This is a genomic window from Sphingobium fluviale, assembly GCF_004122115.1.
Taxonomy (GTDB): Bacteria; Pseudomonadota; Alphaproteobacteria; order Sphingomonadales; family Sphingomonadaceae; genus Sphingobium; species Sphingobium fluviale.
Genome location: NZ_SBKP01000027.1, coordinates 1 through 11,539, shown reverse-complemented (window position 1 = coordinate 11,539; position 11,539 = coordinate 1). Strand labels below are relative to the sequence as shown.

The window sequence follows — 11,539 nt, the reverse complement described above, 5'->3', positions numbered from 1 at the left end:
TGACGGCGATCCCATAGACGACCTTCTCCCCGGCAACTGGCAAGATACCAATGCCGCCGAAACAAGGTTCGAAATGAGTTACATCCCGCAAGCCGCCTGATACGTGCCAGTGAAAATGCGCTTACGAAACACCACCTGCGGCCGCCGCTGCTAAAGTACCCTGAGGAAGGATGGCTGAATGATCGACGAAAGCGAGCTTACCGAGCATCAGAAAGTGATGCTGGATGTGTGGCATAGGCACGGCCATGCCGAATTTGGCACCCGCGATCCGGATGCAGCCATAGCGACGATGAACGACAACCCGTACATCTGGGCTGGCGGGATCGGGCAATTGACGGTCGGCAGAGACGCTGTCCACCAGTTCTACAGCAACGACATGTGTCCGAACGTCCCGGACGATATCGCGCTGCAGCCGGTGGGGACCATCATCAGCAAGAACCGTATCATAGACGAATTCATTTTCACCTTTACGCACAGCATCGATATGCCTTGGCTTTTGCCCTCTGTGGCTCCGACTGGACGCAAGGTCGAAATGGCCATGTGCGTGATGGTCGGCTTTGAGGGCGACCGGATTTCTTTTGAGCATCTTTGGTGGGATCAGGGCGGTCTGCTCCGGCAGATAGGCGTCATCGATCATCCTGCCCTTGCTCACGGCGCAAGTGCTGTGCCAGACCTCCGCCAGCTAATCGCGGCTGACAAGGTTTAATCCTTGTTCATTTAACCGTGTAGATCAGCTGGACCCAGCGATCGTTTCCCGTTGGCTACGCATGAGTTGGAAGCGATCGCTGAAGTCGCAATGATACTCGAAATTGGCTCTTGACGCGGCTCTAGGGGTTGTAGGGATTCATCGTGAGTTGATGACGGCAGCGGCGAGGTAGATCATTGCGGAGAAGCTTCGATCTGTTTTGCAGGCTAGCATGGCTATGCGCTTGAACTCTTTGAGTTTGCAGAAGAAGTTTTCGACCAAGTGCCGCCACTTGTACATCTCCTCATCGATCTTGAGCGGTTTCAGGCGCTGTGGACGTTGAGAGGTGACGATTTTGGTGCCGCGCTCGTTGAGTTGCTCGACGATCCAGTTGGCATCGAATGCCTTGTCGGCGAGCAGAGCGTTGAACTCGATGCCCTCGATCAGCGGGGCGACGCCGATAGTGTCGTAGCGGTTCCCTGGCAGTAGTTCGAAGCGAACAAGGTTACCCAAGGCATCGGTCAGCGCGAGGATTTTGGTCGTCATGCCGCCTTTGGAGCGGCCAATGGCCTGGCCCTGAGTCCCCCTTTTGCGCCCTGACCGTGCCGGTGAACCTTGACGATGGTGGCGTCGACCATGGCGTATTCCATGTCTGGCTCCTCCGACAAGGCGTCGAAAATCCGCTTGAAAACATCGGCTTCGCGCCAATCTCGAAAACGTCGGAAGGCCGTACTCCAGTTGCCGAACATGGCGGGCAGGTCGCGCCACGGACTGCCCGTTCGGACAATCCACAGTACCGCCTCCAAAAATAGCCGGTTGTTCCTCCCGCTACGCCCGGGGTCCGTTGGCTTACCCAGACAGTGCGGTTCCATCTTCGCCCATTGGGCATCCGTCAATACGAAGCGTTCCATCCGAAGCGTGAATCACATCTTCGAACAAATGGGAATCCTAAATCCCCACAGCTCCTAGAGCGGTTTTCGACCGTTCTGAATCGGCATGAGATTCCTTTCCCCGAACTCGCGGAAATAGAGCAAATCTGCCGCCGCCGCCAACGCTGAGGATCGTCTCGTCTTCGGGGATCTGCTTAAGCAGGTCGGGAAGGGTCTGGGCGTCACCAGCTGCATTTGTCGTCACCTCGATCGCCCGATCGGAAAAGCGCATCGGACGTCCGGGGCAGCCACTCGGAACAGAAAACCAATCCATCCGCGGATCAAACCACACATCCCGCGAATCACGGTTCCTCAGAGCTGCGTTATATTCGGACCAACTGGTCGTACGACACTTCAGAGGTGTCGGTCTGGGCATCCCGCTCATCTATGACATCCGATTCCCAGTGGGAAACGAAGTTCAGCGAAGCCAATCCATTATCTTGTTATACAACAAAGCCTCGCGCAAGCCAAAGTCAAGCCGCATCGGGCTGGACCTCGACGACACGGCGGGTGCGATCGGGCACGCTGTAATAATTTCCCCCGATCGCCACGAAGCCATCAAGGCTCACGCGCCGTTCGAGCTTCAATACAGCATCGAAGCGGTGCTCAGGCAGACGCTGCAGTTCGGGCTGCTCGTCCGCAAAGGCCTCGGCGACAATGCGCTGGGCGGTGCCGTGAACACGCACATTGGCAACGGTATCGAGCCATCCGATAAGCTGGGCATTCAGATCCTCGAGATTGCGTAAGCGGCGCCCGAGGAAGAAGTCCTGGCGGATATAGCTGAACGGCCGTTCTACCTTCCCCTTCGTCTTGGCGCGATAGGGTCGGCAGGCGCGGGGCTGGAAGCGATAATGCCGCGCGAGAGCCAGTAACGACCTGTTCTCGACTGGACCGAGATCGCGGACCTGCTCGCAGGTACCTCACTGCGGAATCGCGGGCAAGGTTGGACTTGCCGGGAGGCGCCTGTGGTACTGCCGAGCAGGGCCGGTCGGGAGATGTGCTGTGCTGACCCGGCGATGGGCCACAGGCAGCACCCGGCCTTCTGCCTCCAGGGAATCAGCGTCGAGCCTGACCATGAAACCGTCGGAGATGCGCTGATCACGCCGATCGACGCAGGTCACAGGCTGGAAAGCCCGACCCTCTCGAATGAGTCCAGGCAGGCCCGGCCGATCTCTTGGGAGTTCATCGTGTCGAGCCGGGCGGAAAAAACTTCCAGTCCAACCGAGTTTAACCCACCTATCGCGGCAAGTTGCTGAAGAACGTCCTCGATAGGCAGATCTCCTTCACCGGGCAGGCAGCGGTGCGCGAGACAATCGATCAGCAGATCGCCTCCAACTGGCGTCGCTGCCCCATCGGCGATTTGTACATGGGAGATCCTATCGCCCGGGATAGAGGCCAGCAGTTCAGGATCCTGCCGCCCCCTGAGATAGTGCCACGTATCGAAGATCAGGCCGCAGTTTGCGGAGCCAGCTCGTTCCAGCACATACCAAGCCGACGCGAGGTCAGGGAGTCCCCACATTGGCACGAATTCCAGATCACATCTGACCCCCTGGCGTGTGGCACGTTCGCACAGCACGGCGAAATTGTCTGCCATGGCGTCTAGTCCACTGTCGTCGGCGTCACCGGACACCATGGCGCTGATATTATCGATTTCCAAAGCATCGGCGATACGAAAGAAATCGTCCATGTCGAAACCGATCAGGCCCGGTGGACATATGGCAGGATCCAGTCCTTTGGGCAGCCAGGAGGAATGCCAGCGCGTGATAGGTTCCAAATGGTTCAGTCGTACGCCCTCATCGGAAACGATCGCGAGCATTTCGCGTGTCGACAAGCCGGACGTCTGCCATAGCGCGTAAGAAAAAGGCGTCACCGACAAAGTGGAGCACCCGGCTATTCGGGTCGCCCTTGCTTGCTCCCGCAGCGGCAAAGCGCGAACCGTGCCTGACCACATCACTCTGGCCATAAACTCTTCCTTTCCCGTCATTGAACGGCGTGCTGGGCCGAATCCGCGTGCACTGCTTCCGGTTCCTTGTGCCGCCGGATCACATGATTTGCGGCGATGAAGCCAAAGGTCATGGCTGGCCCCAGCGTACAGCCGCCGGCGATGTAATCACCGCCCGTGATGCTGGCCATGTCGTTGCCGGCTACATACAGGCCCGGGATCGGGGAACCGTCAGCATCGACCACGCGTGCGTTTTCGTCCCCCTTCAGCCCCGCAAAGGTGCCCAGACAACCAGGCAAGGCGCGAACGGCGTAATATGGCCCTTTGTCGAGCGGACCCACACACGGGTTAGGCCGATGTTCCGGGTCGCCGTTGACCATTTCATAGGCGGTCGACCCGCGGCCGAACTGTGGATCCCGGCCAAGCCGTGCGGCCTCGTTGAATTCGGACACGGTACGTTCCAGGCCGTCGGGGTCGATACCGGCGGATCGAGCAAGATCGCCCAGTGTGCATCCGGTCGTGAGATAGCCGCTGCGCAGATGCGGACGCACCGGGAACGGCGCGGGCTTGACGATACCCAGGCCGTAACGTCTGATTGCCCGATGATCGCACACCACCCATGCCACGGGCTCTTCCCCAGCCGTTGCCGCCAACAGGCCTACACTCCAGTCATGGTAGGAACGTGCCTCGTTCACAAACCGTTTTCCGTCTCGGGTCACCGAGATGACACCGGGCGCTCCTCGAAAAAAGAACAGCGGACTGACTTCCATGACGCCTTCGCCCGCTGCCAGCCGGGTCATCGGTGCGAGGGCGACCGGATGGGCCATGTCGCAATCAAACAGGGCGCCAACTGCTTCGCCCATTCGAATGCCGTCGCCGTTGCTACCATAGGGATAGAGGCTCCAGCTTTCTGCGGAGCGGGCGATGGCCGGTAAAGTTTCGGCCCTGCGCCCGGCATCGTGGGCGTAACCGCCGGTGCAAAGGATAACACCGTATCGGGCCTCGATATGCAGTTGGCCATCCAAGCTATCCAAGACTGCCCCGCTTACCCGATTTCCTTCGTGCAAAAGCCGCCGCGCCGGAGCCGACGTCAATATTTTCACGCCGTTGCGAAGGCATGCCGCCGCCAGGCCCGCTGCGAGGGCGTTGCCGCCGGTAAGGCGCAGGCTTCGGCCGGCGCGGAACTGGTCGCGCAGCCGCCTTAGCATGCTACCGAAAACATAGGCGGCCGATCCAAGCTTGCGTCCGGCTGACATGAACAAGCCTACGTCCAGCACGCTGATCTGTATGCCCAGGAACTGGGCGCGGCGCAGCATAGGGCGCAGGCGTTTCAGATCTTGATCTAATTCTGCTCCATCCCACGGCTGAGGAAAGAGAACGCGAGAAGTTTCTCCGCCCGGGGCCTCGCAATGATAGTCGCCGTAGCCCATCGCCGCCGCGAAACGCAATGTACTGGCCCGCTCTACGAACTTCAGCATTTCCGGGCCATTGTCCAGAAATGCTGATACCGTTTGCGGGTCGAACCGAGGCCCGGCCTGATTGCGGAAGTAGGTCAACGCCTTTTCGCGGCTGTCCTGCCCCCCCATCGCAGCGGCATGCGGGTTGCATGGAATCCATATCCCGCCGGCGGAGCGCGCCGTCGCACCGCCGAAATATTCATCCTTCTCGGCTACGACAACATCGAGACCGGCGTCAGCCGCCCGCAACGCGGCCGTCAGCCCGCCCGCACCCGCACCGATGACCAGCAAATCGCACTTTTGTTGTTTCATGATCTCTCTCTCCCGAACGCGGGATCACGCATCGTGGCGCCAGATTGCGCTTTTCAAGCGTAAAATCTTTCATCAGGGCGAAGCCCATTTTCAGCGCATGCGTGCTTGCTGCTCACCCAGAGCTATTTGCCGTTGCGATCATGTCTGTAAGCCCGGGGCGTCTTGCCAAAGCGCAATCGAAAACGGGTCGAAAAGTAAGATGAACTGTTGAATCCGCTTGAAAAAGCAATATCGGTAATGCTGCGATCCCGCTCCTTTTGGATCAACTCCGCCGCAAATTTCAGGCGCACTTGCTCAATAAATTGGGTTGGTGTCGTGCCTGTCGATGCAAATATTTGCTGAATATATCGTCGACTCAGATCGAAGTGATCAGCGATCATGGCCAAGTTCAGTTCCGGGTCGCAGACTCTCCGCTCAATAAACGTTTTCAGTTCCCCACAGCGAAGGTTCATCAATTTTTCGTTCAGGCTGTTGCACCCCGAGTCTGCAAATGAAGGCTCGGCATGCCTCAATATACTCAGCATGGAATGACAAAATCCGTCACCAAGAACCTCAAAAAGCCCTGCTTCAAAGGCGTTGGAAACGGCACTGAAGATATGCCCTGCTATGCGTTTCATTGCGGGTGTGAAATCGAGTTTTTTTCCGATTATCTTGTGATAGGAGGGGAAAAGTGCATCAAGCATTCCTGTGTCGAATATCAGAACCTGCGATTCATACTCGTAATGGAACGCAATGGTCATCGAATCTTCAGAACTGAGCAGAATCATCTCGTCAGGAGATAGATATGTCTGCGATGCATCTCTCCAGAGTATGCGTGCAGGCCGATCCCCCTTGAACAAGTAATATCGGGGTGGAGCATTTGCGATCCCGCCATGACTCTGCAATTCGTGTGCGGGCATCTGCGACTTGACATAGGCGGAATGCTCGGCGGGGCAATAGGACAGCCGCGCAAGTTTGTGGCCATGCTTCACCGCATGTGTGGACCAGCGCGAACATTCAAAAGGCTGCGATCGGCTGCCAAGCGATCCGATCACAGCGTTGACAACGGAGGCATCGCCCTCCCATTGCATTGAGCACATTGGCATCTCTCCTGGTGGAGACTGTTACCAAAAATTGTGTACATGTCCATTATTTTGTCGAGGCCTGATCCATAATTGCCGGGAATCATTTGATAGCCTGGCGATGCTGTCGGCGGGTCAATGAGGTGCTCGAAATGCGGCCGCCCGGCATCGGTCAAATCTGTCGGCAATGCCAAACCGCTTCACGCATGGGGAGCGCGAGTGGTGTCGTTCCATTTCGTTGTATCTGAGAGCTTCTGTCGATCCCCGTGGACCAGCGGCCATGCCAGCCGTCAATCCAACCCGCTGAGATCACTCGACTTTGCTTCTAATCTGGCCCTGAAGCGTGGGAAATCGCGCATTATTGAAAATGCGATGCACGCCGCATCGAAAGACGTGTCGGCCGATTCTCTCCAAAAAGCATCGTGCAAACAGACAATGTTTCCGGGAGTTGATAGCTATGGCCGAGGTCTTGGTTCCTGAACAGGCGGGGTTTGATATTCCAACACGCGAAACGCTCGTTGCGCGTGCGCAGGCGCTGGTGCCGATTTTGCGCGAAAGGGCGCGGCACGAGGAGCAAGATCGCAAACTGTCCGACGAAAGCGTAGCTCAGATCGCTGCTGCCGGCTTCCCCCGAATCCTGCAACCGAAGCGATTTGGCGGATATGGGCTGAATTGGGATGCCGCTGTCGAGGTCATCAGCACAATAGGTGCCAGCTCCGGCTCAGCCGGCTGGATCACCAATCTCTTTATCCTTCACAATTACCAAGTGGCGCTGTTTCCGCTGCAGGCGCAGGAGGAATATTGGGCAAATGGCGCTGACGTCTGTTGCTCTACCGTATCTACTTCAATTCGCAGCGAACTTGAGCACATACGAGGCGGATTTCGCCTGTCAGGACACTGGAAATTCGCCAGTGGTTGTGACTTTGCCGATTGGTTTATCGTAATGAAGCCTAACCAGACCTGTTTCGACTGGATGCTGGTGCCGCGTTGCGACGTAACAATTTGTGACGACTGGTTCGTTTCCGGCCTCTGCGCCACCGGCAGCCGCGATATTCTGCTAGATAACGTGTTCGTACCCGAGCACCGCGTGATTCGTTTCGATGATCTAATCGGCGGTTCGACCCCCGGGGGGAAGCTCAACGAACTGCCTCTTGCGCGCCTTTCCTTTTACCAGGTGGGCATTTGGACCATTCCTGCCGCATTGATCGGGATGGCGAGGGGAATGGCAGATGCAGTGCAGCATATGCTGGTTAACAAACGCGCGCTTTTAAGCGGCGCTTTGCAGCACGAACGTGTCGCCAATCATATCAAACTTGGCGAAGTCCATGCTAATATTGATGCTGCAACGCTGGTCATGCGCAACCGGATTGCGAGACTCAATGAATTGGACCAGTCCAGCGAACCGGCACTTGTCGGTGCTGAGGCCTATGCATCGCAGCGCGACGCGGCCTATGTCGGGCGCCTGGTCGTGCAGGCCGCGAATACGCTATCGCTGATGGCCGGGGCCAGCGCAGTCTATCTGGCAAATCCGGTTCAGCGCTTCCTTCGCGATATCAGCGTCGGCGCGACGCATGCCACACTGGGTTGGGAAGAAGCCGCCGAAAACTACGGCCGCGCACTTTGGAACCTGCCGTAAAGTAGCCAGGATCGAAACGCAAAGCATGACGTGTCTCAATATGATTATTTAAGGAATTGAAGATATGGAGAAAGGTAGGCTTTCCGGTAAAACCGCAATCGTATCCGCCGGCGGCGCTGGTATCGGTCAGGCAATTGCCGTGCGTTTCGCAAAAGAGGGTGCCAAAGTCATCATCGGCGATATTGGCGACATGGATAAAACGCTGGAACTGTGCGCAGCGGTCGGCATGGATGCAACCGCTGCTTATTGCGACGTGTCCGATCCGGACAGTGTGGATGGTTTTCGCAGTTTTGTCCATGATGCTGGTCTGAGATGCGACATTCTGATGAATGTTGCCGGCATATATCCAGACCACAGATTTGATGACATGACTTTCGAAATATGGCGGCGGGTTCTGGCGGTCAATCTTGACTCCATGTTTCTAATGGCGAAGGCATTTGCGCCCGATATGCAGGAGAAAGGTGCCGGCAGGATCATCAATATTGCGTCGTGCAGCGTGAATATAGCTGTTCCAGGGGTCGTGCACTATATCACCAGCAAGGGCGGGGTGATCGCGTTTACCCGTGCGCTTGCCACCGATCTCGGAATGTACGGGATCAACGTCAACGCGATAGCGCCAGGATATACGCGCACACCCGGTACGCTCGAACACCGTGTTCTTCCCGATGGAAGCACTTCCGAGCAACGGTTTGATTTTCTGATGAACATGCAGACAATAAAGCGGACCGAGGAGCCGGCGGATATTGTCGGTACCGCCTCATTCCTCGCTGGTCCCGATTCCGCCTTCATTACTGGACAGACCATCTACGTTGACGGCGGAATGACGCGCACCACCTGAGCCTGAGTGTCTGATCCGAAACTCGGTTTCAAAGCGCGCCCGCACAGCTTGGCCCAAGTTGAACAGTGCCCAGATTTAAAAGCAAAGATCACGCCGCTACAGGCGGTCATCCGCTATCGTGACCTGCTGCAGGTCGAAAGCCTGTTCTACAAGGCCAAGGCTGTTCGGCGTCAGCACCTATGGCCCAAAAAGGGGTTGCGGATAAGGAGGGATTGGGTCTCGTCGTAGTGACGTAAGGAACGCAGATGAGACCCAATCCCTCCAGCCCAAAATCGGCTGCGAAGCCCACCAAGAAGCCCGCCGAGGCAGTGGTGAAGGATATTCGCCGTGCCACGCGCCGGCATTTCTCGGCCGAGGATAGCGCAGGCGACGGATGATCCGGGGGATCATCCCAAAGCCGAGCCCGCATCGTGCTCGAAGGGCTGCGCGGCGAGGAGAGTATTGCCGAGCTTTGTCGCCGCGAAGGCATCGCCCAGAGCGTTTACTACTCGTGGTCGAAGGAGTTCCTCGAGGCCGGCAACCGCCGTCTGGCCGGGGACACGGCCCGTGCCGCCACCAGCGATGAAGTCAAGGATCTGCGCCGAGAAACGCTGGCTCTCAAGGAATGCCTCGCCGACCTGACACTCGAGAACCGCCTGCTTAAAAAAGCATGATCGCGGATGGGGGAGACCACGAATGAGGTATCCCGCCGCTGAGAAGCTGGAAATCATCCGCCTTGTCGAGCAGTCCCATCTGCCAACCCGCCAGACGCTGGAAAAACTGGGCATCGCGCGCCGCACCTTTGCCCGTTGGTATGCCCGCTACCTCGATGGCGGGCCCGAGGCGCTCGAAGATAAACCCTCAGCGCCAAGCCGGGTCTGGAACCGGTTGCCCGAGGATGTGCGCAAGCAGATCATCGACATGGCGCTGGGCGAAAGCGAGCTCTCCCCGCGCGAGCTGGCCACTAAATTTACCGATGAGAAGCGATACTTTGTTTCCGAGGCCACGGTCTATCGCCTGCTGAAAGCCCAGGATCTGATCGCCAGTCCGGCCTACATCGTCATCAAGGCCCGCGACGAGTTCCACACCAAAACCACCCGTCCGAATGAGATGTGGCAGACCGATTTTACCAATTGTGCGCCTCGCGCGCATATGTTTGGAATGCAAAGGAGAAAGGAGGGAATTGAACGAAAGCCTTGCCCTCTGCTTTGAGGAGGCATGAGCCCAAGCGGCGGTGACCTGCCGTCAACTCGCAGGGTGACGTAGCCCGCAGGTAAAGGCGAAGCCGTTACGCCGAGATGGTCCCCGAGGCTGTAGCGCTGGAAGGTTGATGAACACGAACCGGTTAATCCGCATCCGAGGGCTGAAATGTCGCCTTCGCCTACACGGCTTAGCAGGCGGAATGCTGATGCTTACGCCGGAGACGTAGCGCAAGTGAGACATCTCTATCTTGCGATACTGTGACATTTGAACGTTGCTGCTGTGGTTTCCATTTGAAGTGCGATCCTTCGGTATCGATGTAGATTTCATTGACGTTGGTGTCCATCTTGCCGGGGGTGGGGCGAGCCCCCCCCCCGGCGGCAAAATTCATTCGGCTCTGGCGTGCCTTATCTGTTCGTCAAATACGTCACGCGGAGTACGGTAACCGAGGCATTTACGCGGTATGCTGTTGAGCCTTGCCGCTATCCGATCGAGTTCCTTTTCGTCGATCATGGCAATGTCGGTGTCGAGGGGCAGGAAGCGTCGCAGCCGTCCGTTCCCATTTTCGACACTGCCTTTCTGCCATGGCGCTGAAGGCTGGCAAAAGTAGCTCGCGATACCCAGGCTGGATGCCAGAACCGGATAGCTGGCAAACTCCGTTCCGCGATCAAAGGTCATACTCCGGCGTAACATGGCGGGAAGGGGACCGAGCTGTCGCTCAATCCCTGCCATCACACCAGCCGAGTGGCGGCTGCGGTTACAAGACAATAGCATATAGCGGCTGCGCCGCTCGATCAGTGAGGTGACGTTGGATGTGCCATACTCTCGCCGGAAGATCATCAGATCGCCCTCCCAATCGCCAAAACGCGTGCGTTCACCAATTTCGAAAGGACGGTGGCCAATCGTGTTTTGCAAAGGGATAAACAACCCGCGCGGACGCCTTGCATAGCGCCGTCGGCGGTTCTTACGCCGGGATGGGAGCAGACGCCCCAGCTGACGCGCCCGACCTTGTGCCCCATAAATGAACTGGTAGATCGTCTCGTGGCAGACTGACAGGCCGCTGTCCGGGTGCGTGCGCAAATAGCCTGCGATCTGCTCAGGCGACCAATAGTCTGAGAGCCGGGCCTCGATGTATGTCGCCAGCGCCGCATCACGCGCGACCTTACCGCCACGCAACCGGCGGCCGCCAGCCTTGCTATGTGCGGCAACATGAAAATAACCACGGAATGCCGGATGCTCATCCAGGTTGAGATGGCGGTAGAATCGGTTCATTGTTTACTCCTGGGTTAAGTGGGGAACACCCCATAAATCCTCAGGAAACGCACTTCGAAATAGAATCCACCTGCGACACTCAGTAAATCCGATAATAATAGTTATGTTAATAGCACTACCAGAACTGTCCATGTAAACTGTGTCCAGTGTGATGGCGAAAGGCTTGCGGTTACGGTGGTCTTTCATCAGTATCAGCGACCGTGTCCACTTCGTTCGCCACGACGCCCT

Annotated in this window: 7 protein-coding genes and 4 pseudogenes; 5 read left to right on the top strand and 6 right to left on the bottom strand. The window is 57.4% G+C overall.

All coding sequences use genetic code 11. The features are described from left to right. Positions 1–178: 178 nt before the first annotated feature. On the top strand, positions 179–706 hold the full coding sequence (locus tag EQG66_RS14940; RefSeq protein ID WP_129405304.1) for a nuclear transport factor 2 family protein: 528 nt from the start codon (positions 179–181) through the stop codon (positions 704–706). A gap of 138 nt (positions 707–844) precedes the next feature. On the opposite strand, the pseudogene EQG66_RS14935 reads toward EQG66_RS14940, so the two are convergent. The 5 genes and pseudogenes from EQG66_RS14935 to EQG66_RS14915 all read right to left on the bottom strand — a co-directional run bounded on the left by EQG66_RS14935 (position 845) and on the right by EQG66_RS14915 (position 6,404). After that, positions 845–1,557 (bottom strand): annotated as a pseudogene (locus EQG66_RS14935) (IS5 family transposase). A gap of 560 nt (positions 1,558–2,117) precedes the next feature. After that, positions 2,118–2,501: pseudogene (locus EQG66_RS14930) on the bottom strand (Mu transposase domain-containing protein); the annotation flags it as partial. A 230-nt stretch (positions 2,502–2,731) separates the two neighbouring features. Then, on the bottom strand, positions 2,732–3,577 hold the full coding sequence (locus EQG66_RS14925; RefSeq protein ID WP_164975703.1) for a sugar phosphate isomerase/epimerase family protein: 846 nt from the start codon (positions 3,575–3,577) through the stop codon (positions 2,732–2,734). 17 nt (positions 3,578–3,594) lie between these two features. Continuing rightward, on the bottom strand, positions 3,595–5,325 hold the full coding sequence (locus tag EQG66_RS14920; RefSeq protein ID WP_129405301.1) for an FAD-dependent oxidoreductase: 1,731 nt from the start codon (positions 5,323–5,325) through the stop codon (positions 3,595–3,597). Between the two features lie 122 nt (positions 5,326–5,447). Next, positions 5,448–6,404, bottom strand: a complete 957-nt coding sequence (locus EQG66_RS14915; RefSeq protein WP_164975702.1) for a helix-turn-helix transcriptional regulator — start codon at positions 6,402–6,404, stop codon at positions 5,448–5,450. Positions 6,405–6,843: 439 nt separating this feature from the next. Here EQG66_RS14915 and EQG66_RS14910 point away from each other — a divergent pair, with 439 nt between their 5' ends. From EQG66_RS14910 to EQG66_RS14895, 4 genes and pseudogenes are all read left to right on the top strand, one after another. After that, positions 6,844–8,022, top strand: coding sequence for an acyl-CoA dehydrogenase family protein (locus tag EQG66_RS14910; protein WP_164975701.1), 1,179 nt, complete (start codon positions 6,844–6,846; stop codon positions 8,020–8,022). A 64-nt stretch (positions 8,023–8,086) separates the two neighbouring features. Continuing rightward, the gene (locus tag EQG66_RS14905) at positions 8,087–8,860 is read left to right on the top strand and encodes an SDR family NAD(P)-dependent oxidoreductase (protein WP_129405298.1); all 774 of its coding nucleotides are present in this window, start codon (positions 8,087–8,089) and stop codon (positions 8,858–8,860) included. Between the two features lie 6 nt (positions 8,861–8,866). Beyond that, entirely contained in the window at positions 8,867–9,088 is a 222-nt protein-coding gene (locus EQG66_RS14900) for a hypothetical protein (RefSeq protein WP_129405297.1), read from the top strand. Between the two features lie 17 nt (positions 9,089–9,105). After that, positions 9,106–9,970 (top strand): annotated as a pseudogene (locus EQG66_RS14895) (helix-turn-helix domain-containing protein); the annotation flags it as partial. 456 nt (positions 9,971–10,426) lie between these two features. Here EQG66_RS14895 and EQG66_RS14890 read toward each other — a convergent pair. Then, positions 10,427–11,296 (bottom strand): annotated as a pseudogene (locus EQG66_RS14890) (IS30 family transposase); the annotation flags it as partial. Positions 11,297–11,539 lie beyond the last annotated feature (243 nt).

Bases quoted from the DNA above. Each gene is read 5' to 3' on its own strand.
- EQG66_RS14915 (WP_164975702.1), bottom strand. From the start codon at position 6,404: ATGTGCTCAATGCAATGGGAGGGCGATGCCTCCGTTGTCAACGCTGTG.
- EQG66_RS14940 (WP_129405304.1), top strand. From the start codon at position 179: ATGATCGACGAAAGCGAGCTTACCGAGCATCAGAAAGTGATGCTGGAT.
- EQG66_RS14910 (WP_164975701.1), top strand. From the start codon at position 6,844: ATGGCCGAGGTCTTGGTTCCTGAACAGGCGGGGTTTGATATTCCAACA.
- EQG66_RS14920 (WP_129405301.1), bottom strand. From the start codon at position 5,325: ATGAAACAACAAAAGTGCGATTTGCTGGTCATCGGTGCGGGTGCGGGC.
- EQG66_RS14905 (WP_129405298.1), top strand. From the start codon at position 8,087: ATGGAGAAAGGTAGGCTTTCCGGTAAAACCGCAATCGTATCCGCCGGC.
- EQG66_RS14925 (WP_164975703.1), bottom strand. From the start codon at position 3,577: ATGGCCAGAGTGATGTGGTCAGGCACGGTTCGCGCTTTGCCGCTGCGG.